Annotated in this window: 18 protein-coding genes and 1 tRNA gene; 11 read left to right on the top strand and 8 right to left on the bottom strand. The window is 68.1% G+C overall.

What is annotated here, in order from left to right; genetic code table 11:
• Positions 1 to 644: 644 nt before the first annotated feature.
• From SMIR_RS17260 to SMIR_RS17250, 3 genes are all read left to right on the top strand, one after another.
• The gene (locus SMIR_RS17260) at positions 645 to 866 is read left to right on the top strand and encodes a type II toxin-antitoxin system VapB family antitoxin (protein WP_211118765.1); all 222 of its coding nucleotides are present in this window, start codon (positions 645 to 647) and stop codon (positions 864 to 866) included.
• Positions 863 to 1,273 (top strand): PIN domain-containing protein, encoded by a 411-nt coding sequence (locus SMIR_RS17255; protein ID WP_168493914.1) that lies wholly within the window; start codon positions 863 to 865, stop codon positions 1,271 to 1,273. The genes SMIR_RS17260 and SMIR_RS17255 overlap by 4 nt, the downstream gene beginning before the upstream one ends.
• Before the next feature lie 295 nt (positions 1,274 to 1,568).
• Positions 1,569 to 2,294, top strand: coding sequence for a Crp/Fnr family transcriptional regulator (locus SMIR_RS17250; RefSeq protein WP_248003034.1), 726 nt, complete (start codon positions 1,569 to 1,571; stop codon positions 2,292 to 2,294).
• 9 nt (positions 2,295 to 2,303) lie between these two features.
• On the opposite strand, the gene SMIR_RS17245 is transcribed toward SMIR_RS17250, so the two are convergent.
• Positions 2,304 to 2,834 (bottom strand): Pycsar system effector family protein, encoded by a 531-nt coding sequence (locus SMIR_RS17245; protein ID WP_168493916.1) that lies wholly within the window; start codon positions 2,832 to 2,834, stop codon positions 2,304 to 2,306.
• 345 nt (positions 2,835 to 3,179) lie between these two features.
• On the opposite strand from SMIR_RS17245, the gene SMIR_RS17240 reads away from it, so the two are divergent.
• From SMIR_RS17240 to SMIR_RS17230, 3 genes are read left to right on the top strand one after another with little or no spacing between them, the layout of a single operon-like run.
• Positions 3,180 to 4,016 carry a hypothetical protein gene (locus SMIR_RS17240; RefSeq protein WP_211118766.1) on the top strand — a complete coding sequence of 279 codons (837 nt, stop codon included), beginning with the start codon at positions 3,180 to 3,182 and terminating at the stop codon, positions 4,014 to 4,016.
• Complete coding sequence (locus SMIR_RS17235) at positions 4,013 to 8,506, top strand: P-loop NTPase family protein (RefSeq protein ID WP_168493918.1); 4,494 nt, start codon at positions 4,013 to 4,015, stop codon at positions 8,504 to 8,506. The genes SMIR_RS17240 and SMIR_RS17235 overlap by 4 nt, the downstream gene beginning before the upstream one ends.
• Positions 8,503 to 9,495 (top strand): tetratricopeptide repeat protein, encoded by a 993-nt coding sequence (locus SMIR_RS17230; RefSeq protein WP_168493920.1) that lies wholly within the window; start codon positions 8,503 to 8,505, stop codon positions 9,493 to 9,495. Before SMIR_RS17235 ends, SMIR_RS17230 begins: the two co-directional genes overlap by 4 nt.
• A 623-nt stretch (positions 9,496 to 10,118) precedes the next feature.
• On the opposite strand, the gene SMIR_RS17225 is transcribed toward SMIR_RS17230, so the two are convergent.
• Positions 10,119 to 10,192 (bottom strand) — tRNA-Gly (locus tag SMIR_RS17225).
• A 488-nt stretch (positions 10,193 to 10,680) separates the two neighbouring features.
• On the opposite strand from SMIR_RS17225, the gene dcd reads away from it, so the two are divergent.
• Together dcd and SMIR_RS17215 are read left to right on the top strand one after the other, a co-directional pair.
• A complete protein-coding gene (dcd, locus tag SMIR_RS17220) occupies positions 10,681 to 11,256 on the top strand; it encodes a dCTP deaminase (protein ID WP_168493922.1) in 576 nt (191 codons plus the stop codon).
• Positions 11,257 to 11,279: 23 nt separating this feature from the next.
• Complete coding sequence (locus SMIR_RS17215) at positions 11,280 to 11,795, top strand: phosphoribosyltransferase (RefSeq protein WP_168493924.1); 516 nt, start codon at positions 11,280 to 11,282, stop codon at positions 11,793 to 11,795.
• Positions 11,796 to 12,007: 212 nt separating this feature from the next.
• Here SMIR_RS17215 and SMIR_RS17210 read toward each other — a convergent pair whose 3' ends face one another.
• Positions 12,008 to 12,247: a hypothetical protein gene (locus tag SMIR_RS17210; RefSeq protein WP_248003035.1), complete on the bottom strand. Its 240-nt coding sequence runs from the start codon at positions 12,245 to 12,247 to the stop codon at positions 12,008 to 12,010.
• 1,435 nt (positions 12,248 to 13,682) lie between these two features.
• On the opposite strand from SMIR_RS17210, the gene SMIR_RS17205 reads away from it, so the two are divergent.
• Entirely contained in the window at positions 13,683 to 13,913 is a 231-nt protein-coding gene (locus SMIR_RS17205) for a hypothetical protein (RefSeq protein ID WP_168493928.1), read from the top strand.
• Between the two features lie 333 nt (positions 13,914 to 14,246).
• Here the strand turns inward: SMIR_RS17205 and SMIR_RS17200 are convergent, their stop codons facing one another.
• Positions 14,247 to 14,795 (bottom strand): YcxB family protein, encoded by a 549-nt coding sequence (locus SMIR_RS17200; protein ID WP_168493930.1) that lies wholly within the window; start codon positions 14,793 to 14,795, stop codon positions 14,247 to 14,249.
• A 112-nt stretch (positions 14,796 to 14,907) separates the two neighbouring features.
• Here SMIR_RS17200 and SMIR_RS17195 point away from each other — a divergent pair, with 112 nt between their 5' ends.
• A complete protein-coding gene (locus SMIR_RS17195; RefSeq protein WP_168493932.1) occupies positions 14,908 to 15,642 on the top strand; it encodes a hypothetical protein in 735 nt (244 codons plus the stop codon).
• A gap of 141 nt (positions 15,643 to 15,783) precedes the next feature.
• Here the strand turns inward: SMIR_RS17195 and SMIR_RS17190 are convergent, their stop codons facing one another.
• The 4 genes from SMIR_RS17190 to SMIR_RS17175 form a co-directional block, all read right to left on the bottom strand.
• Positions 15,784 to 15,993 carry a hypothetical protein gene (locus tag SMIR_RS17190; RefSeq protein ID WP_168493934.1) on the bottom strand — a complete coding sequence of 70 codons (210 nt, stop codon included), beginning with the start codon at positions 15,991 to 15,993 and terminating at the stop codon, positions 15,784 to 15,786.
• 502 nt (positions 15,994 to 16,495) lie between these two features.
• Positions 16,496 to 17,428: a Yip1 family protein gene (locus SMIR_RS17185; protein WP_168493936.1), complete on the bottom strand. Its 933-nt coding sequence runs from the start codon at positions 17,426 to 17,428 to the stop codon at positions 16,496 to 16,498.
• Between the two features lie 190 nt (positions 17,429 to 17,618).
• Positions 17,619 to 19,124, bottom strand: coding sequence for an FG-GAP and VCBS repeat-containing protein (locus SMIR_RS17180; RefSeq protein ID WP_168493938.1), 1,506 nt, complete (start codon positions 19,122 to 19,124; stop codon positions 17,619 to 17,621).
• A 210-nt stretch (positions 19,125 to 19,334) separates the two neighbouring features.
• Entirely contained in the window at positions 19,335 to 20,591 is a 1,257-nt protein-coding gene (locus tag SMIR_RS17175) for an FG-GAP repeat domain-containing protein (RefSeq protein WP_248003683.1), read from the bottom strand.
• Positions 20,592 to 20,931: 340 nt separating this feature from the next.
• Here SMIR_RS17175 and SMIR_RS17170 point away from each other — a divergent pair, with 340 nt between their 5' ends.
• Positions 20,932 to 22,554 carry a subtype B tannase gene (locus SMIR_RS17170; protein WP_168501187.1) on the top strand — a complete coding sequence of 541 codons (1,623 nt, stop codon included), beginning with the start codon at positions 20,932 to 20,934 and terminating at the stop codon, positions 22,552 to 22,554.
• The last annotated feature ends 331 nt before the right edge of the window (positions 22,555 to 22,885 follow it).

Below are 22,885 nucleotides of genomic sequence, written 5' to 3'. Positions count from 1 at the left end.
TGCACCGCTGAAGCGCACCACACGCAAGGGCGGGCCGAAAAGCCCCGCAAGCTTCCGTAGAAGCCCCAGCAGAAGCGGCAGACTTCGTCGGGGGACAACGAAGCAGAGGGCCGATCATGCGAACGAAATTGCAGGTCAGCGGAGCTCCCGCTAGCTGCTTCTGTGACATGCCCTGGGAGTTGTGCCCTCCGCGTGCCCGATCTTCCGAGGCTTCACCTGTCGAAAGGACACCGAAAGACCCCGCCAATGCACAAGCCCCAGGCCGCTGACCTGGGGCTTCAATAAGAGCGGGTGACGAGAATCGAACTCGCACTCTCAGCTTGGGAAGCGACGGCACCTGGATGGGATCCATGGCTTTGTCCTGCGTAGATACCTTCCTTCCGCCATGGTCGTGAGGGTCGGATCGCACCGTTGTTGACCGTGGTTGTCCGCTCTTGTGGGCACGCTATGGGCACGGGCGCTACCAGCAGCCGGCTCGTACGGACGCGCGACGCTTACGCCGATCGGACCGCATGGTCTCTCGGGCTGATCCGGAGTGTCCGTCGCGACTGCACATGCCGGGATCCGGCACTCAGGCGTGGACCCGTGAATGTTGGTGACGTATTCTTTTGTGTACATCACCAACATTGCTCAGGAGGTGCCGCATGTCTGTGACACAGATCGACATCGATGATGACGCCCTGGCACGCACCATGGCTCTGTCCAAGGTCAGGACCAAGAAGGAGGCGGTCAACCTCGCTCTGCACTTCTACGCCGAGCAGCAGGAGCGCGCGGCGCGCATCAGCCGTCACTTCGAACGTGCGCGTGAGTGGGGTGCGGTCGAGGATGCAGAGCGCTTGCACCAATCAGAGAAGCGCAGCCGGTGATCTACTTGCTCGACACGTCCGGCCTGGTCCGGCTGCTCCGCGATCCAAAGCTGCAATCGGCCTGGTACGACGCGATCGATGCCGGGGCCATCACATCCTGTTACGTGCAACGCGCCGAGTTCCTCCACAGCGCCCGGAACGGACGCGAGTACGACGAGATCACGGAGATGTTCACTGATCTCTACCCGGACGTGTCGGTGCCGAAGAACGCGGGGCGCTGGATCGGCGGGGTGCAACACCGTATGGCCCAGGCTGGGGAGCATCGCAGTGCCTCGGCGGTGGACCTCGTCATCGCCGCCACCGCGGCCCATCACGGTCTGGCTGTCCTCCATGACGATGCCGACTACCGTGCTATTGCCCGGCACGCATCCGACCTGATCGAGCACAACATCCACGACGTGGCCTGAGGCGCTCCCGCCTGCCGACAGGTTGGGGCGGGGAAGTTCCGAACAGGTGGCCCCACAGGGCGCCATGTGACCCGATCCTTCGAGTCGTCCGATGTCAGGCAAGGTGGCGACCAGATCCGAGTCCTGCACACTGCACCGTTGCCGTCCCGTCGGAATGGAAACGGAACCCGCCCGCACTCTCTTCGTCATCGCCTCGGCCGTTCACCACTTTCTGTTCCACGGGGCTGCTTCAACCGGCACGATGATGTTCGGGCGACCACGCCCGGACGCGGACGGAGACAGGGGGAGGACACCCGTGCTAGAGCCCATCGGGTCCGCCGAGTGGCCGGCGCGCAGTCTGCTGGGGACGCTGTCGCCCCCGGCCCGGCAGGATCTGCTCGACCTGGGTACGGAGGTCCGGTTCGACGCGGGTGCCGTGCTGCTGAGAGAGGGGGACAACGACCGGCACGTATTTCTGCTGGTGTCCGGTTTCGCCAAGGTCACGGCCACCGTGGAGAACGGTGAGACCTCACTCCTCGCGGTCAGGGCCGCCGGGGACACGGTGGGCGAGATGGCGGCCATGAGCGGGGCCCCGCGCTCGGCGACGGTCACCGCCTGTGGTCCGCTGACCGCCCGTGTGTCGCAAAGCCATGAACTGCGGAGGCTGCTGGAGCGCCGCCCCGTGATCTCCATGGCCCTGACCGGGATGGTCGCCGACCGGCTGCGCTGGGCGAACCGGCGGCGGCTGGACTTCCGTGGGTATCCGGCGAAGGTGCGGCTGGCCCGGCTGTTGGTGGAACTCGCCGAGTCCTATGGGGCGTCCCGGGCCGGCGGAGTGGTGATCGGCTGCCGGCTGACGCAGCCGGAGCTGGCCACGATGGTCGGCGCCGCCGAGACGACGATCCACAAAGTGCTGCGTGAACTGCGCGCCGACCATCTGTTGGAGACCGGCTACCGCTCCACCGTCATCCGGGACCTGTCCAGCCTTGAACGACTCGCGGACCTTCTTGGAAGGACTCACGGACCCACTGACGACGTCTGACCCGCGACGTCAGACCAGCAGCGGCAGCAGGGTCACGCTCAGGCCCGCGCTCGCACCCATGACGGCCGTGCACATCACCGCCGCAGTCACCCAGCGGTACTTGCGCACCGCGACAAGCGCGAGGAACCGTATTGTGCGCGACAACTCCCGGCGATCCGCGGCCTCCTCGCCCGGCGTCGAGCCTTCGACGGGCGGCGGCGGCAAGATGTCGGGGCCCGACGCCAGATGGGCGAAGCTGTACCGATTGACGGCTGGATCCCGCAGCACTCGGGGTCGCAACGACGCCGCCAGGCTCACCACACCACCGATCAGACCGCAGACGAACAGGGCCATCAGCGCCCCAGCGAACACCCCGGCCGCACCGCCCCGGTCCCAGACGAGCGCCGCTCTTTGACTCCAGGTCCCCGCAGTGCCGGCCAGCGCCACCTGCGTCGCCGCCAGGACTCCGGCCTTCGCATCCGCGTGCTGGTGGGTCGTGTGCAGCGTGGTGAACATGTACTGCGCGGGGCGGCTCGCGCCGGTTTGCCCGGTCGGTGCCATGAAGGTTTCCTCCGATCGACGGCGGCGTGTTTGGCCGGTCCAGTTCGGTTCCAGTTCCAGTAAGGGGTGATCTCGGCGACCGGACCAGGCACTTCTGCGGGTTTCTCGGGCCGTCTTCGGTCCCCATGGGCCTCACCACGGGTCCCGAACCCCGGCATTCCGTGAAACCACGCGGAACCACGTGGAAATACAGGGTCCTCAGCAGAACTCGGAGGTACTACTTCCTTGCCGGCGCCCGCAAGGGGGGAGCGGGCGCCGGGCTGGTGTGAAGCAACTCCGTTGTTTTGTAGGCGGGTTGAGTGAAGCTGGCAGTTTCCCCCTGAAGTTCGTGTACCGAGGGGTGTCATGGCGACAAAAGGTGAGGACGGGCCGGGCGGTGCGGGCGCCTTCGGGCGCAGACTGCTGCTGGCCGTCGACGCGAAGGGATACGGCGGCGCCGGGACGGTCCGGCAGCACCAGTTCCAGGAAGCGATCGTGCGGTTGCTGGAACTGGCGGCCAACGCCAGCGGGTTGGACCGTGAGGCATGGCAGACACAGGAGGGCGGGGACTCGCTGTTCGCGGTCCTGCCCGAGGGCGCTTCCGAGCCCGCCCTGGTCGATGCCTTCATGCGGAGCCTGGAGGCCAGTCTGCGGGCCTTCAACCTCGACCGGGTGCAGGAGGCGTGGCTGAGGCTCAGGGCAGCCGTCCACTTCGGCGAGACCTCGCCGGCCGCCAACGGCTTCGCCGGCAGCGCCCCGGTCGAGATCGGCCGCATCCGTGACTGCGCGGCCCTGCGCGCCGCCCTGAACCAGTTGCCGCAGGCCCCGCTCGCGGTCGGCCTGTCGGCGACCGTCTTCCGGGACGTCGTACAGGGGAAGGCGTACACCACCATCCGGGAGAACGAGTTCCGGGAGGTGCCGGTCAAGGAGAAGGAGTACCGGGGGGCGGCCTGGATCTGGGTTCCGGGCGCCGATGTACGGCAGGTGGACCTGAGTCCTGCCGTACTGGAGGGGGAGCGGCGCGCCGCGAACGTGGCGCGGGCCAGCGTGGACGTGGGCGACGTGGGGGAGGAGGCGGACGTGACCGGGGTGCACACGGACCGGGCCACGGGCGACTTCGGGGCCGTCGTCAAGACCCGGCGAGTGGGCCCCCGCGCGACGGTGACCGGGGTTAGGCAGACAAACCCCGGAGGCGAGCAGTGACCGCCGACGCCCCTGGGCCGCGCCGCGACTTCGAAGACGTGGTCCTGGCCCGCACGGAGTCGGACTTCGTCGAGCGCCGGTGGCTGTACGACGAGATCGAGCGGGCCCTGGAGTCGGAACAGGGCCAGTACGTCCTGGTGACGGGCGAGCCGGGGGCGGGCAAGACCAGCCTGCTCGCCGGTATCGCGCGGGCCCGCCCCGACCGGCTGCGCTACTTCTTCCGAAGGGACAGCCGGACCGCGGTCACCGGCGGCGACACCGAGTCGTTCCTGATGAGCATCGGACATCAACTCGCCCGGACGCGCCCGGAACTGTTCGAACTGGAACGCCTCTCGATCGTCGTCCAGCAGCACATCGACTCCGTACAGGCCACTGGCCGGGTGATCGGCATCAAGATCGACGACCTGAAGGTCTCGCCCTTCCACCGCACTGCCTCCCTGGAGGTCGAGCAGCGTGTCGGCGACCTGGAGGGCGAGCTCAGCGGCGTCGAGATCGGCACGGCCCATCTGGAGCCCCGGCTCCTCGACCCCGACAACCTGGCACACCTGGCGCTGATCGGACCCGCGCAGGTTCTGGCGGAACAGGACCCCGAGGCCAGGATCGTCATCCTGCTCGACGCGCTGGACGAGATAGCCGACGACCACACGATCGATCCGAGGAAAGGGCTCCTGCACTGGCTGACCCGTTCCCCCGAACTGCCCGCCAACGTCAAGGTGGTCATGACCTCACGGCCGCACGCCGGGCTCCGGCTGTTCCGGTCGGCCCGGGCGGAACGCCTCACCGACGTGGTCATCGACGCCTCCTCACCCCAGGTCGTGGGCGACCTCCACACGTACGCGGACCTCGTCCTGGAACGGCAGGTGGTCCTCGAGGCCGAGCGCGCCAGGGGCAGCCTCCCGGGCAGCACGAAGCGGCACGCAGTTCGCAGGGCCGCCGGAAACTTCCTCTACCTGGCGACGTACGCGCGAGCGCTGATCGACGCCGCCCAGGAACGGAACGACGAACTGATCCGCGGGCTGCTCGACTTCCAGGGCGTACCGGGCCAACTGCCCAGCCTGTACGGCTTCTTCGTGGAACTGGTCCGCAAGGAACTCACCCCGAGGCAGCGGGACGGCGCCGGTGAGCCGGCCGGCAGCTGGGAAGGGGTGGGCCTGCCCATCATCGGCGTACTGACCGTGGCCAGAGAGGCGCTGACGGGGGAACAGCTCGCCGCCATGTCCGCCACGCGCCTGAGGGACAGACCCGTGCAGAAGGTCCTCAAGAGCCTGCGCTGGCTCCTGGAGCGCCGAAGCGACCGGTTCGCCTTCTTCCACACCTCCATCAGCGAGTTCCTGACGGGGCCACAGGCCCACAAGGAGCATCCCGAGTGCTGGGTCGACGAGACGCGCTGGCACGAGCAGATCGCCCGCCACTACCGGGGCACCGCACCCGACTGGGCGGACGTGGACTGGTCCCAGGTGGACCCCTACGGTCTCTCCCACCTCGCCGTCCACGTCCTGAACTCGGGCCCGAGCGCCTCCTCCGAGGCCGCCGACCTGGTCTGCGCCGGTCTGCGGCGCGCCATCAGAACCAGGTTCCACGCCGAACGCCGATTCCTCGAACTCATCGACAGCATCGCGCACCACATCGCCGACACGGCCCCCGTTGCCACCGGGCTGCCCGCGATGACGTATCTGGGCGTCGTACGCCATCAGGCGGCGCAGTCGAGCGGTGCGCTGCCGCCGAGGGCGATCGGGTTGCTGGCGCGGGTGGGGCGGGTGCGGGAGGCACTGGAGCACGCGAACGGGATCGGGCCGTCGCTGTGGCGGGTCATGTCCTTCGTGGAGATCTTGCGATACGCCAGTCCTGGGCCCGATACGCCCTCGGTCGACGAGCTGCTGGACATGGTGGTCGAGTCCGCGGTGTCGGTTCCGGGCACTGCCGATCGCCTCGGCAACCTTTATGTGCGAAGAGCGATCAAGGTGGCCGCACGCCTGCTGGCACCTCACGACGTCGAACGCGCCCTGCGGCTGTGGCAGTACGGACAGGAGACAATGACGCACGCGAACGGTTCAGTGGACGAGCCGGACGAGGTGTACCGTGCCGCCGCGGTTGCCGCCGCCGAGAAGGACGTGGACAGAGCTCGCGCACTCATCGACATGATCAGCGGTGAGCGCTGGGCGGACTACCTGGATCTCGCCGAGCGCGCCGACCCCGGGAGAGCCGTCGTGCTGTTGCGGGAGGCCGAGGCGGCACTGGAGAGCGTGGGTCCGGAGGTTCGTCTCCTGGGCCTGGCGAGGCTGGCAGCCGCATGGGCGACGTACGAACCTGCCGCCAGCCGGGCACTCCTCGCCGAGGTGCGCGCACAGGTCTTCGTGGCGGGAAGAGACAACAAACTCGCCGTCCAACTGGTCAAGGCCGCAGAGCTGTTGGCAGACGTGGACCGGACCACGGCTCGTTTTCTGCTGGCCCGCCTGGACACGGACGTGCGCGGCGCATTGCTCGGCGGCGTTGCGCTGTGGACCCGTTGGGAGTCGCCCGAGCGCGCACGGGCTCTCCTCGACCGGTACCAGGCGAAGACCCATGGCCATTGGGTGAGACTCGATGCCATGAAGGCGCTCGGCCAGTCGAACCGGGCAGAGGAACTGCGGCTCGTCGAACGCGTCCATGCGGCGATACCCGGACCGTCCGTCGATCCGCGGGCGAACTCAGATCGGAGCAGTGGGCGCGACGACGATCTCGTCGGCGTGGTACGGCGTATGGCCGAGTACGACCTGGCCAGGGCTGCTCAGATGGCAAGGGAAGTCCAGCGGACCGACTGGAGCGACCATTGGGGCGACGAATGGTCGCGGGGCGGTGACGCCAGGACAGAGACCGAGGACGCGGCCCGGGAGGTGTATGGGAGCGACCGGTATTCGCTTCTTGCAGGTATCGCCCACCTCCATGTCGCCCGCGGCCAGGCCGCTGAGGCCGCCACGATCCTGGAGGAACTGTTGCGGAGCGTGGCGGACCCCGCACCGCTCAGAGGGGGCGGCGGTAAGGGCGAGATCCTTGCGAGCGCGGTTCCCGAGTCGAGTGAGCCTCCCGCCAGGAACCACGTGGAAGAGGTGAATCTGATGGGAATCACGGTCCTGTTCAATGCCGACCAGCACTGGGCCGCGTATGCCCGAAGCCACTTCTTCCGCGCACCGGCGGACGTGGTCCGATCCGTCGATCTGGGTGGACACGGCAGCACGGCCGGAGTCGTACGCCGGTTCGCGGCGCTGTTGGCGCACCGAGACCTCTCCCGGGCGGCGGCCCTCATGCGCTCGATCGCTGATCCCGCCGAGCGCGCCATCGGTTTCGCCGAGCTGCACCGGGTCGCCCACGGCCCCGACCGCAGCGACTCACACCACGGCCCCGATGCGGACATCTTCTCGAGGGAGATCGATCGAGCGCTCAGCGAACTTCCGCGCTACCGGTGGACCGTTGGCGTCCCCGAAGTGCGGGGAACGGTAGGGGACGAATACGCGCTGGCGTACGTCCGTCCCGACCACCGTGTCCGCTTCGAGTTGGCGGTACGCGCCCTGGGCTGCCGAAAACAGGACATGCGGGGCCTCGAAGGGGTGGCTTACCTCCGCCACGCCTTTGGGCGATCCATGGCCGTGTGGGCGTCCGCGGTGTACGCCAACGACATGATCGCGGGGAAGCGGCCTTACCCGGACTTCACGGAACTCCATCTGCAGAACCTCAGCCCCACACAGGACCTGAACCTGAAAGAGACCGACGCGCCGACGAAGAGCGGGCTGGCCACGACCGCCTACCAGGAACACCGAATCGCCCGCGAGGTGCCTGACTACCGCGCCAAGGCGTCCCGCATCCGCTTCGACGACCCGGTCTACGACGCGGCCATGGACCTCGTGACCCCGGCGCCCGGAGCGCCTCTCAGCTCCGGGTTCACCCGGCGCATAAGGGAGTTGCTCGTCGACGGTCCGGTTCCGGCAGCCGCCGATCTGCTCGTCTTCGCCGCGGAAGCCAGGCCGGAACACGAGCGCGAACTCCGTGAACTCGCCGAAGAGCTCGTCGAGACGGCCGACGACGGCTCCACGCTCGGGGTGGACGCGTTGTCCACCCTGGCCACCTCGCCGCTCCTGGGCGACCTGGTGGATCCCGTCGACATCCTTCGCGAGGCCGACCGCTGCGTATCCCGGTGGCCGGGCGAGGAATGGATCCCCCGCTACGTGGTGTTCCGCCTGTTCCCCGTCCTCCTGGAGCGCGCGCCGAGGGACGCGTTGCACAAGTTCTACGAAGTCACCTCGACGGGCTGGTCCTCCGCCATGGCGTTGCTGGAACACGCGCCGGACACCGTGATCGACGCCCTGGGCGCCGACGCGGCGGCCACCCTCGGCTCGGCCATCGCCCGTGGTCTCGCCTGTACCTCTCCCACGGGTACGGCACCCGACGTCGTGGACGGCGTCCGGCTGGCGCGACTCGTCGCGACCGGTCCGGCGGACAGGAGGCAGGCACCATGACGCATCCAGTCGACCCCGAGGTGGAGCGGGCGCATTCGTACGTCCTGAACCTGTTCCGCAAGAGCACCTTCGTGGATCCGGCCGAGCTGGCCATGGTGTGCCGAGAGGCCCGGGACCGGTTCGCGGCGCTGCCCGCCCTCGATCCGGACGATCCGAGCACCTGGACCTCGTACGAACTGATCACGGCGGACGTGCAGACGCTGCTCGGTTATCTGCGTGAGGCCGGTGTGCCCAGCAGTGAAACGGAGAGGTTCCGCTCCCTGGTGATCCGCGTCCTCCGGTATCTCTACAGGGCCGACCAGGCCGATCCCGGTGCTCTCCTGGCGGAGCTCGTACACAGGGACTGGCAGATGTGGATCGGGGAGGCGCACGACCACACACTGGAGGCCGCTGGACGGCTGGCCGCCTGCCTGCACGCACTCGACGACTCGGAAAGGGCCCGGCCGGTGTTCGAGAGGATTCTTCGGCTGCGGTCGGGGAAGCAGGGCGACGACCATCCCGACACCCTCCTCGCAGCCTGCAACATGGGCGCGTGTCTCAATCAGATCAGGGATTTCGGCGCCGCGTTCCGGCTGAACACCGGCACCGTGCGGCGATGTGAGCGACGGCTCGGAAAGAAAGCCCGGACGACGATCCTGGCCACGGAGAACCTCGCGGGGAGCCTCTTCGGGCTCGGGGAGCTGGAGAGGGCGCTGACGCTCTACCAGGACATCCACCAGCGGTACAGACAGGTGTCAGGGGAAAACGCCTTGGCGACGCTCGACGCGCAGGCGGGCATCGCCATCACCCTGCACAAGCTCGGCCACTACGAGGCGGCACGCGTCATCAATGCCGGCCTGCTGCCGAGAATCGAGAGAGTGGCCGGAAAGAACTACTCGGGAACCAAGAACACGCGCTCGCGCCTGGAGATGAACCTCCGTGCGCTCGGGCGAAAGGAGGAGGCAGACGAAGTCCACGGCGGGATCCCGAAGTTAGCAGGTCCTCCCTGACCCACACGGCCGGTCCGCCGGAAACCGCGCTTCCGGCAGACCAGCCCAAGCCGCAAACGCGTGCCGCAGCAAGGGCGCGGGCAAGGAACCGGCCGGCCGAACACCATATCGCCACCTCGCCCAAGCTGCTGCCCTCGCCATGCAATCGGAATCCGATGGCGTCTCATGGCCCATCTCGACGCCTACACCCGACGCTCCCCGAGAAACTGGCGGGCCTCCGCCGCCGGGCTGTCGACCTCGATAACCGCGTGATCCCTCTTCGCGCCGCCGCGCCCCGGCGAACCAACGGCATGCGGCTCTCGGCGAGACCAAGTCTGATGCGGAACGTCCGCACCGTCGTCCTCCTGGCCTTCCTCCACAAGGGGGGGCGAAAGCGGCACCTCGACCGGTGAGCCGAGACGGCGCCCGACAGTCTCTTCTTCGTCGGCGAGAAGAGTGCGGCCTTTCGCCGCACTTCCCCGGCCGCATGCGGCGCAGGGCTCGCGCCACCGTCGGCCAGTCGGACGACTTCAGCTCCGACGACCTTCGTTACACCGGACACACGCTGTCTCTGGTCGTGCGCCTGCCGCTCACCGGGTCTAGACAACAAAGAACCCCCGGGTCATCGACCTGGGGGTTTCACATGGAGCGGGTGACGAGAATCGAACTCGCACTCTCAGCTTGGGAAGCTGATGTTCTACCACTAAACTACACCCGCGTAAGACGCCGGTCACCCGGTGTCGAATGCTCGCTCACTCTACCTCATGCCCGGTCCCTGGCGCTGACGCCGTGGGGCCGGTGCGCGTTTCGGGGGGTGGACGCGGGTGCGGGGGACCGGAGTTGGGGCGTACGGTGGAGGGGTGGAAGAGGGTCTGGGCGGGAGCGGAGTGCCGCCTGGAGAGCCGTCCCTTTCATCCCGTAATGTGGCTTACGTCGTCAGTCAGACGCGGCTCTTGGGGAAGGGACTCTGAGGACTTGATGGAGCGCACCGTCGTCCGTTGTGCCGAGGGGCACGTGTTCAGCACCGCTTCGTTCCCGATGCAGCAGGCCGAGCGACTCGGCCCCGGTCGATTGGTCCGGTGTCCGCGGTGTGCGCGGCTCCGGAGCGTCGTTCCGGTCACGCTCGAGAAGCGGTAGGACTCAGCGGTAGGACCTGGGGCGCGGGGACTGTGCGAAATGCTGACAGTCCCCGCGTATCCTCGGGGCGTGCTTCTCTCAGACAAGGACATCCGGGCCGAGATCGACGCCGGTCGGGTGCGCATCGACCCGTACGACGAATCCATGGTGCAGCCCTCGAGCATCGACGTGCGGCTCGACCGCTACTTCCGGGTGTTCGAGAATCACCGTTATCCACACATCGACCCCGCCGTCGAGCAGGCCGATCTGACTCGGCTCGTCGAGCCCGAGGGGGACGAGCCGTTCATCCTGCACCCCGGGGAGTTCGTGCTCGCCAGCACGTACGAGGTGATCTCGCTTCCCGTGGATCTTGCCTCGCGGCTGGAGGGCAAGAGTTCGCTCGGGCGGCTGGGGCTCGTCACGCACTCCACCGCCGGGTTCATCGACCCCGGCTTCTCCGGGCACGTGACCCTGGAGCTGTCCAATCTCGCGACGCTTCCGATCAAGCTCTGGCCGGGCATGAAGATCGGGCAGCTGTGCATGTTCCGGCTGAGCTCGCCGGCCGAGTTCCCGTACGGCAGCGACCGGTACGGCTCCCGCTACCAGGGCCAGCGCGGGCCGACCGCCTCCCGGTCCTTCCTCAACTTCCATCGGACCCAGGTGTGAGCGGGAGCGGGGAGAGTACGGACATGAGCGTGTCCGACGCGCGGGAGAACCTCACCTACGAGCGCTTCGGGGTCGCGGTCCGTGAGCTCGCCCAGACCATCGCCGACGACGGGTACCAGCCCGACATAGTGCTCAGCATCGCCCGCGGGGGTGTCTTCGTCGCGGGTGGACTGGCGTACGCCCTCGACTGCAAGAACATCCACCTGGTCAACGTCGAGTTCTACACCGGTGTGGGTACGACGCTCGACATGCCCGTCATGCTCGCTCCCGTCCCGAACGCCATCGACTTCTCCGACAAGAAGATCCTGATCACCGACGACGTCGCCGACACCGGCAAGACGCTCAAGCTCGTGCACGACTTCTGCGTCGACACCGTCGCCGAGGTCCGCAGCGCCGTGATCTATGAGAAGTCCCACTCGCTGGTGAAGTGCGAGTACGTGTGGAAGCGGACCGACGACTGGATCAACTTCCCCTGGAGTGTTTTGCCTGTAGTACGTAAGTCGGGCGAGCCGATCACGCCGTCTAGGGAAGCGCTCTGACCTGCGGGTTATTCGTAGATTGCAGATGTTTAAGAGCCCCTCGAAGATCATCGAGGGGCTCTCGTGTCGTTCGGGATGCTGACCTTCTGATCCGTAGCTCTACAGAGGTCGGTCATTGAAGGTCACACGGGCTACCACGATGGCCATGAGGGCCACCGTTGGTGCTGCTGGTTGCTGGGGTTGCTGTATTTCGCTGCTGTACGCGCACTACCTCACCGCGCTAGTTCTTCCCAAGGGTCGTAGCGCTCCAGCGCCGTCTGCTCCAGCAGCCCCAGCTGCTTCGCCGCCCGGCGTCGCTCCCGGACCTCTGCGGTCGAGCGCGGTCGGTAGCCGGGGCCGCCGCAACCGCACGAGTGGAAGGTGAGGCCGGCACGCAGCGTGGCCTCAAGTGCCTCCCAAGCGCTCTTGTCTCTACGGCGAGGGACAGCAAGGTCGAACCCAGCATTGGTCATCGGGGTACGGCAGCGCGGGCACGGATGCGCCCGCGGCGACAGCGGGCTCTGCTTGAACGACGACCGGCACGCAAGACACACGAAGTGCGGTTTGTAGGGGATCGCGTATCGGCACATGCGGACAGGGTAGAGAGGGCGCCTGGACGGGACCACCGCTTTAGGAGAGAGGCTGGGGAATCCTGCGACTGACCTGCGACTTCGATACCTCGTGAGGCGATCGTCAGTTCAACCGTAAGGCACCCTCGTTGACCGTGGCCGACCCCGGCATCTGGCACGGTTCTGGCACGACTGGGCGGGTGGCGCTGGCCGACGCCAAGACGTTGTCAGTGGTGGATGTTAGCTTCTGGCGATGGGCCGGTTCGATGTCCCCGTTGACGGGCACGGCGGCCAAGGGGGGCGGGAATTGAAAGGTCCCCGGGTTCGCCTCGGGACCCCAGTCGCGCCAGCGCACCGCCCCCCCACCGCTCCTTGGTGACGAGACTTTTTCGTCCCGAAGCAACTTGGCCGTGCGTTTGGCCTTGGGCTGCCGTGCCTCTCACCTGCTGGGATGGTCCGCAGACGTGCGCGGTTGCCTGCCGCTGTTCGTCGGCGTTGTCACGCAGTTAGACACTCACGCGCCCCCTCGATGCGAACTACGGGCACGATGGTCGCTGAGGTCTCCAGACCTGATCACGGGGGTTGCAGCGGCTCGGGACGCTCGCCTGCGGTCGCCACGGTTGCTGTACTTCGCTGCTGTACTGCAACGCCTCCGGAGTCCGTTGTTTAGCCGCCGCCTGACGATCGATGGCGGGGAGCCCTCCAGAGGCCCAGACGTTGGAGACGGCGCTGCCTGTAGCGCTCTCCCAAGGCCGTCAACCCGAAGACAGTCCCTATAGCTGCGCCGAAGCCTCCCGCGATCAACACCTCACCCCACGATCCATGATCCCCGAGTGTGGCCGCCGCGCCGAGGATCGCGATCGGTACCCCGGTGCATACACCGATGCCGATTGGATGGCGAGCGGAGAAGCGCTGGGATCGAGTCGGTGGCTGCTGTCCGCCGAGCATCCGATCTATGGTCCAGAAGGCGCGCTTGAGCTTGTCTTGGAGGGCGGGCACGATGCGGAGTCTAGGGTCAGCTCAAAGACTCGGCCAAGCGTCTAAGCAGCGGGGCCTAGAGCACCAGTTTGGAAGATCGCGTAACCGGATGAGGGCTGAGCTGGCGAGACGCTGAGCTGCGGGTTCTCGGGGGACTCGCCGAGGATCCCCGCTGCTCCCCGCTGGTTGCTGTTCGACCGGGCACGCAGAGGGTACGTGTGCCCCTCTGCCGCACTCTTGGCCGCCAGATGGCGAGACCCGTGCAGACGGCCCTATTGCGCGCTCATGCGGGCTGTGGGCGGCTCGCACTGCCCCGTAGTCTCGGTTCCGACCGCTCGGCAGGAACGGGGGAGTTCACGGGATGGCGAAGCCGGTACGTGCAGCACTGGGGGAAGTCTGGCTCAACTGCCAGGTCTGCCAAGGGGATCTGTTCCGAGAGCGGCGTGTCCTGCTCAACAGCGCCGGCATGGAGTTCATGCTCGGAAAGTTGGCATGGACCAACGAGAACGCCACGGGCCTGATCTGCTGGCGGTGCGGCTACGTCCACTTGTTCGTCAACAAGGACATCAAGCTCTACCGAGCGGACAAGTAACGGAGATCGCGAAATCGGGTGGGGGCTGACCTGAGGCGGTGACGTGCGTGTGTTCAGCACACTCGCTGACGTCCTCCGTGGTCCCTGCTGCCACGAGACCACGCGGTCGGCGAAGCCTGACTGGTCGAGTCAAGTCGCCGGCCGACCTGTGCGAGGCTCGATGCGAACTACGGGCGGGACGGTCGCTGAAGTCTGCCCGGCTGATCAGACATTCGCTCGCGGGCGCGGCGGGTCGGCTGCGGTCGCGGCGGTTGCTGTACTTCGCTGCTGTACGTCACGCCCCAGTGGCAGGGCCGGCCATCGACCGCCGGCGCGGGGCGCCCTTCACGTCCGTCACACGCGGGTGGTGTGCTGGTCCAGGATGGCCCGAAGCCGGTCGAGGTCCTCGGCCTCATGCACACCCCGCTTGGGCAGGACTTCGAGCCACATGATGTTGGGGTCTCGGCTAAGCAGGACGAAGTGGTGGGCCGTCTCCCGGTAGCCCTGGTAAACGGACCACTTCTGGACCAGCGTGCTGTAGTCGCTGTGGCAGGTGATCCCGGCCGCAGACACGGTAGCGCGGTACTCACCTTGCCATCCGATGATGCGCTGTATGTAGGCGACGTGCAGCCGTGGGTACCCCCACATCCACAGGACAACGAACAAGAGCAGCCCGGTCGAGACCACGTCGATAGTGATCAGCCAGAACCCCACCCCCAGCACGAGGAGGACGCCCCGCAGCACCAGCTTGGTCCGCTTGATCCGGTCGCGGACCCGCAGGCCGACCCGTGTGTCGGCAGGCTGCGGCCGGTACACCAGTTGGACCGCGGACGGTTCGTCCACGAGATCGCCAGAGGTTTCCGCGCTGTTGTCGGTACCTTCGGTCCAGCCGTCCTTGGCCATGATCCCTCCCCTGTTACAAAGACCGCGGGATCCTATCGATCGGCGGCCCTCGCACGCCCTGGTGGGGGTGACAGGCCTTGAACCTGCGGCCTCATCCTTATCAGGTCGATCATTGCGGACCATTGCCGCCGATCTACCGGCTCTGAGCCTCGGTTCTTCGGCTGCTGAGGTTCGGCGCTGGTCGCTGCTGTTCGTGGTCGTTGGTGTCAGACGCTGGTGTCAGCCGCCGCAGGCGGTGTTGACAAAATGCCCCCGGCTGCTACTGGAGGCGGGAGAACTGGTGAAACAACTACCGGGAAGCACGGGAGCGCTGCGCGCGGGTCCGGGAACGGTGATCGAGGGGCGGGAACTCGATGGTTATGAGCTTTTCGGCGGCAGGGTCCTGCCCGTCGAGGACCCCGCCGAGCGGCCCGTCTTTCGCAACATCACCTTGCGCGGTTGCGCAGTGCGCGATTGCTTCTTCGAGGGGGCTCTCCTGGAGGACGTCCTCATCGACGGCCTGACCGCGCCCCAGGACCCCCATCAGCGAGTGCTGGCGTGCGCTTTCCACCGGGTCGCGCTCCGTGGGCGCATCAGCAATGTCACCCTCTTGCCGGACCTCGACCCGTGGCATGCCGGGCTGCAGCCCCGGTATCGGAACGAGTTGAAGCTAGAGCGCGGACGTTTCAGCAAGGCACGGCACCAGGCCGCATCCTCGAGCGTCGACACTCTTGAAGATTTCCTGGCACTCCCGCTTGAACGCCAACAGGCGTTGATCCTGCACAGCCTTTCGGCAATCTTGATCCATCCCGCCGGGAGAGGGGTGCGCAAGTTCGACCCGAGCTTGATCGAACCCGTGTGGCGCTGACCAATACCTGATTCGCCGATCACTGCCCCTGGACGCGAGGCTAGGGCGTGTCCGACGGGTCGGCGCAGTCCCTGCGACTCTCCCGGCTACGCTCGCGCGGGAGCGCCCCGCGGCGCGTGGCTGCGGGGCGCCTTGTGGGGTTTAGTCGACCGCCTGGCCGTCGTAGCTACCGCCCACGCAGGGGTTGCCCGGCAAGTCGATCCGGGGCTCTCCGCCGCCCTCCCTGCACTGAGAGGGGGTGACGTAGGACGGGGCACCCTGTGCGGCGGTGGCGGTGGCGGCGCCTGTGAGGCCGAGTCCGGCGAGGGCTGCCGTGGCGATGACGGCGGCGAGGATTCGTCGAATGGGCATTTGGTTCCCCTTTCACGGATTTGCCTCGATTGCGGCACTAGCCATCTTGATCTTCACCCATACGGGTGGCACATCATGTTGCGCCATTCGGGTGACATGGCTGTCGGGAGTGGGGCCGCTGACCCGGCCCGCCCAAGGCCTTCGCGGCCGACTGGGAAGGCGGGACGGACGGCGGAGCGATGGCAGCTCTGGCGGTGGGGACGGTCTGCATGACGCGACCCGTCAGACACGCTCTAGGCTCCTGCCAGCCTCGCGTTCGTCGTGTTCCACCTCGGCTATCTCGCTGACCTGCGTGTATGAGGCGTCCGTGACTACCCTCATTCAGTCAACGATGCCTGGAGTGTTTTGCCTCCGGTGCGCAAGTCCGGAGAGCCGGTCACCCCGTCGAAGGAAGCGCTCTGACCTGGCTCCGGCAAGGGATGGAGAAGGCCCCCGGCAGTGGTTCGGTGCCGGGGGCCCTCTCGTACGTACTCGACGTGACGCGGCGTACCGCGCGTCCTCGCTAGAACGTGCCCAGCTTGATGATCGACAGGATCGCGATCAGCTGGATCGCCGACGCGGCCAGTGCTTTCGGCCACGGGAGGTCGTGGGACTTGCCGACCATGAGGGTCAGCAGGGCGCCCGCAGCGACCCAGGTCGCCCAGCCGAGGAGCTGTACGAAGGATGCGTTGCCGCCGAAGAACATGGCGACGATCAGGCGCGGGGTGTCCGTGATGGACATGATCAGCATGGAGAGGCCGACCGTGGGCTGCCAGGCGCCGTCGCCGCCGAGCTGGCGGGCCAGGGTGTGGGTGACCACGCCCAGGATGAACGTGCTGATGACGATGGCCACGGCCGTCGTCAGGACGATCGGGACGGCGTTGGAGAGGGTGGCGTTTATGGCGTCCTTGCGGGCGCCGTCGAAGCCGAAGACGGCCAGCAGGCCGTAGAGGAACGTCACGATCAGGGCCGGGGCCCACATCGTGTAGTCGCGCATCTGCAGGAAGGTCTGGTTGGGGGCCGTGACGATGCCCCTCAGCAGGTCCTTCCAGTGCAGACGGGGGCCGATCGGCGGGGCCGCCGCCTGGCCGGCACGGTAGGTCCCGCCCTGGGTGTAGGGGTCCTCGCCGACCGAGAAGGCCTGGGTGTGACCGGGGCTGTTCGCCGCGTACGGGTCGGCACCCTGCTGCGGGTGACCGTCGCCGAAGTACTCCGGCTCGCCGTGACCGCCGGCGCCGCCGCCGTTCGCCTGGGGCCAGCCCGGCTGCCCGCCCTGCTGTCCGCCGCCGTACTGCTGACCCCCGTACGGCTGCTGCTGCTGCGAGGGCGCGGGCGGGTAGCCGTACGGCTGCCGGCCTCCCTGCGGAGCCTGCTGTCCGTACGACGGTCGGTGTTGTTGCGGTCGCGCTTGCGGGGCCCGGTCGTCCCGGCCGCGTCCGATCCTGAATCCAGCCACGTAATCGAACGTACCTGGTCCCGCTCAGTGGCGTGCCGGGTGCGGGCCATCGGAGGGGGGTTTGGGTCCGAGCTGTGACATCCCCTAAGGGGAAGTCCACCGGTGTCCCTTACGGGGTCACAGCCCTCGGGTTCCGTGCGAGGGGGAAGCCGGGCCCGCGGGTGCGGGCCCGGCTGGAGGACAGCTGGGATCAGTCCGCGAAGTTGGAGCCGAACGACGGTGTGCCCGTCGTCGAGACGCCCGCGTCGGACGGCCAGATGGCGCGGGAGCCGGTCGCGGTGATCTTGGAGCCGTTGGAGGGCAGGTAGGTGACCGTGCCGTCGCCGGCGTTCTCGTCGGAGCCCACCAGGAGGTCGGCCCTGCCGTCGCCGCTCACGTCGTCGAGCTTCACGTCCAGGCCGAAGAGGTCGCCCTTCTCGTCGTTGCCGGGGACGCCCGGCGTGCTCTGGGCGAAGGCCTGCGCGCCGGAGGAGGTGTTGACGCCGTGCGCGGAGCCGTACAGGACGGTGACCATGCCGGCGTCCGCGTGGCCGTCGAGGTCCTCGTACGCGGTGCTGACGACGAGGTCCTGGAAGCCGTCGCCGTTGATGTCGCCGAGGTCCAGCTCGTAGCCGAAGCTGTCGTTCTTCTCCGCGGTGCCGGGCACGCTCCCGGTGTTCTGGCTGATCCCGGCGGTCGAGGCGGGGCCGGACGCGGAGCCGTAGGTGATGTTCACCTTCCCGCCGTACGCGGAGTCCGGAGGGGTCGTGCCGTCGCTGAGCTTGGTGTTGTCCCAGGGCGCGCCGCTGACGATGTCGCCGAAGCCGTCGCCGTTGATGTCGCCGATGGCCGTGATGATGCCGGTCTTGAGGGTCTTCGCGGCGGAGACGTTCAGGCCGTTCGCCGTGCCGGGCACGTAGTAGTTCGTGTTCCAGCCGTAGTCGGTCTTGGTCTCGAAGCCGTCGACCACCAGGTCGGTGCGGCCGTCACCGTTGATGTCACCGGCGGTGAGGTTCATCGGGCCGCGGGCGCTGCCGCCGGACTGGATCGGGGGCTTGATCGTGGTGCGGGCGAGGCCGGCCGTGCCGCTGGAGGTGATGCCGCCCTTGTAGACGTAGATCGTGCTCGACGTGTTTCCGACGGCCAGGTCCGCCTTGCCGTCGCCGTCGAAGTCGCCCGCGGCCAGGTTCTTGCCCCACAGGTCGTGCGAGGAGGAGGCCGGGTCGGCGATGGCCACACCCTTGCCCGTGAGGCCGCTCGGGGAGCCCCAGAGGACCGCGAGGCCACCGGCGTCGGCGTCGTTGCCGAACTTCTCGTGCGGGGACGACACGGCGAGGTCGTCGTAACCGTCGCCGTTGAAGTCCGCGTACGCCGTCTCCGCGCCGAAGGCGTCCCCGGCCTCGGCGGTGCCGGGGACCCCGGCGGTGTTCTGGCTGAGCGTGGAGCGCTTGGCGGCGGACACGCCGCTGTGGGTGCCGTAGAGGACGACGAGCTGGCCGGCGGCCTTCTGGCCGCTGACATAGGCGCCCTGGGCCGAGAAGGCCACGTCGCCGATTCCGTCGCCGTTGAAGTCGGCCTGCGGGACCTTCGTGGAGTCAGCGGCCGTCGCCGTCGCGGCCGAGAACGTGAGGAGACCGCCCGTCAGCGCGGCCGCGGTGGCCGTCGCGAGGGCGAGTCTGAAGGCGTGTGTGCGGTGCTGCGGGTACTGCTTGTGCATGCGGGGGTCTCCTGCGGCATGCGGGGATGCCTGGCAGGCATTCCCAGTCAATGGGGTGCGGACCGCCCGCGTTCACCGGGAGTTGTCCCGGGGTTCGGAGGCTGGTCGGCGAACAGAAGACCTTGAAAGGGGGGCAAGGGTTGTACGTGAGTTTGATTAATTCCCGTAACGCCTGTGGCGAGTGCCTCTGTTGGTGAGGTGACTCGTGGTTCAGGAGCCCATTCCCAGGAACTCGGACGTGGAGAACGTGACCGTCGGCTTCGCCGTCACCAGTGCCTCCTTGCTGCCCGCGTACACCGCGACCGTGTCCTTCGTCTCCCCGTCGTACGTCCGTACGACCAGGTCCGCCCGCCCGTCCCCCGTGAAGTCGGCGACGGTCAGGACCCGGGTGGTGCCCCGGGTGGGTGGCGGCACGGTCACCATCCCCGTCGCGGACAGACCGGTCGTACGGCCCCGCAGGATCCGCAACTCCGCTCCGCTGGAGACGAGTTCGCTCACGCCGTCCCCGTCGAAGTCCCCGGCGTCCAGCACCGAACCGGGGGTGCTGATGCTGTCGCGTACGGCGGTGGGGAGGTCGTAGCGCAGATATGTTCCGTCCATCGTGCCGACCGCCGCGTCGAGGGCGCGGCCCCTGCCGAAGCGGCCGAGGGCGACGTCGATGCCGCTCGGCAGGGCGGTGCCGGTGCGGGTGGGGCCGGCCGGGCCCCCGAGGACGAGCGCGGACGTGCCGGGGCCTTCCGCCGTACGGACGAGGAGGTCGTCGTAGCCGTCACGGTTCACGTCGAGGGCGGGGCCGGTGGGCACGGTGCCGGGTGAGGGGAGGGGCTTGCCCGCCGCGCGCGGGGTGCCCTTCCTGGTGAACGGGCCGCGCAGATAGCTGAGTCGGCCGTCCGAGGCGTGCACGACCAGGTCCTCGGCGCCGTCGCCGTCGAAGTCGCCGCACACGGGCTGGTCGGGCCAGTCGTTGCCGGCGCGGGCCCCCTCCGGGATGACCAGCTCGACCGCCCTGCCGGTGAGGCCGACCGGGGAGCCGAAGAGGATCTGGAGGGGGACGGGGGGCCGGCCCTGGCCGTCGTACGGCGGGTCCGTCGACACCACGAGATCGGTGAAGCCGTCCCTGTCCAGATCGCAGCTCGCCTCCGCGTCGAAGACGGCGGGCGACCGGCCCTTCGTGCGGGCCGCCTGGCGCGCGGGGCTCAGCAACTGCCGTGCGCCGGGCGCGAGTCCATGTGCGGTTCCGGTTCCGTAGACGATCCCGATGCCCGCGTCGTCGCCGTGGGCGTCGTCCGGGCCCTTGACGAGGTCATTGAGGACCAGATCGCGATGGCCGTCGCCGTTGAAGTCGTCTGCGGCCTTGCCGCCCTTGCCGCGGGGGACGGGGAGTTGGGCGGGGGCCTTGGCGACGGTCACGGGTTCGTGTCGCGCGGAACCGGTGTTCCCGGTGCCGGCGCATCCCCCGAGCAGCAGTACGCAGCTGATCGCTCCGGCCCCTATACCGGCTTTTCGCCCGCCCACCGTTCACCTCATCCGCCCCACTGACAACAACCTCGCCATGATGCTCCGGATTCGGTGGGAGCGGTATCGGCACCTCGGAAAGGGCTGTGTGTCAGCGATGAGTTTTACAGAATTGTTGACAATATTGAGCGGCTCAATTTACGTTCGCAAGGACCGGACAAACGGGGGCGGCGCCCGGCGCGAAGAATGGCCCGAACGCCCCTGACCAGCCGTTTCGGCCGCCGTATGGCCGCCGTGAACAGGGAGAAGGCTTTCCGTGAAGCACAGGGCAGTGAAGCGCAGGACCGTCGTCATGGGTATCGGCGCGACCGCCGGAGTCGCCGTAGCCGGTGGCTTCGCCTTGAGCGCGAACGCGTCGAGCGCGGGCTCGAAGTCCTCGGGTGCGTCGGATTCCCTGGTCTTCGACAAGGACGCCTACACCGAGCTGACGACGACCATCACGGACGCCGACGGCACCGACCACACGGTGGTGTACCACTTCTGGAAGGCCATCACCTACGTCGCCAGTCCGGTGGACGCGAAGTACCAGAGCCTGAACGTCAGTGTCCCCGTCAAGATCGACGGCAAGGCCGTGGACGCGACGAACGCTCCGATCGTCCTCGCCAACTCGGTGGGCGGGTACATGCCGTCGTCCGTGGCGGACGCCACCGGCGTGGGCGGCGCCGAGATGACCGGCGGTATGCCCACGGGCGGCGCCGGTGGCAGCGCGTCCCCCAGCGCGTCCCCCAGCCCCTCGGCCTCCAGCAGCGGCGGCACGGGCGAGGTGCAGTCCGGCGGCAACGCGATGGTGAACGCCCAGGGCGGGATGGTCAACCTCGGGAAGCTGGGCCTCGCGGCGGGTTACGTCGTCGTGGAGCCGGGCGCGCGCGGCCGGACCCTCACCGACTCCGCCGGCACGTACTACGGCACCGCCCCGGCCGCCATCGTCGACCTGAAGGCAGCTGTCCGCTACGTACGCGCCAACAAGGGCGTCATCCCGGGCGACACCGACCGGATCGTCTCCACCGGTACGAGTGCGGGTGGCGCCCTGTCCTCCCTGCTCGGCGCGTCCGGCGACAGCCCGATCTACGACAAGTACCTCAAGGAGCTCGGCGCCGCCGACGCGTCCGACGCGATCTTCGCCACCGGCGCCTGGTGCCCCATCACCGACCTCGAACACGCCGACGGCGCGTACGAGTTCAACTGGGGCACCAATGTCACGGCGAGCACCGGCAAGGTCGTCGACCAGACGGTGTCGAGGGCGCTGCGGGCCCAGTTCGCGGAGTACCAGGCCTCTCTCAGGCTGCGGGGCCTGAACGGCTTCGGCCCGCTCACGGCCCGCAACTACGACGACTACCTGGTGGAGACCTACCTCCAGCCGTCCGCCACGAAGTACCTGGCGGCGCTGTCGGAGGCCGATCGTGCGACGTACCTGGCCGCGAACACGTTCATCACGTGGTCCGGCGGCAGGGCGACGTTCACCTGGGCCGACTTCCTGACCCACGTCGGCGCGCGGAAGAAGACGACACCGGCCTTCGACGCGTTCGACCTGTCCGCGGGCGAGAACAACGAGTTCGGTGCCGGCACCACCGAGGCGCGGCACTTCACGGCGTACGGCGCGAAGAACGACACCACCGGGCTCGCCACGAAGCGGGTCGCGAGCGACATCCCCGAGAAGCTCGACCTGATGAACCCGATGCACCACATCGGGGAGGAGAACCCCGGCCGGTCGAGGCACTGGTGGATCCGCCTCGGTACCAAGGACTCCGACACCTCGCTGACGGTCTCCGCCAACCTCGCCGCGGCGCTGGACAACCTGGGCGACGACGTCAATCACCTCTACTACTGGGACGAGGGCCACGGCTCGAACGTCGATCCCGGCGACTTCCTCACGTGGGTCGCGAAGGTGTCGGGCGACAGGCGCTCCGCGAAGTAGCCGCCCCTACGCCCGCCCCCCCTAGACGCGGTGTCCGTGGCTTCTCGTCATAAGTCGCCCCAGGGCACCGCCCCACCGCGACGCCGGGCCGATGCGTGATCGGGCTCGGCGTCGTGGTGTTTCGCGGCTCACTTTTCGGTGGCGGGCTTCGCGCACAGACCCGCCGGGCGAACTCCGTCTCCTCGCCGAGCGCCTGACCGAGGCCCTCCAGGACGCCCTCCGAGTAGCCGAAAGCCGAGGCCGACGCCTGCCCCACCTGAACTGACAGCGATAGGCAGATGTGGGCCAGGTCCGGCGGTCGCGACCAGGCCTGGACGAAGTCTCGGTGGCC

Origin of the sequence: Streptomyces mirabilis, assembly GCF_018310535.1 — a bacterium.
Lineage (GTDB): Bacteria > Actinomycetota > Actinomycetes > Streptomycetales > Streptomycetaceae > Streptomyces.
The sequence above is the reverse complement of the archived record's forward strand: the minus strand, read 5'-3'. Positions and strand labels throughout refer to the sequence as shown.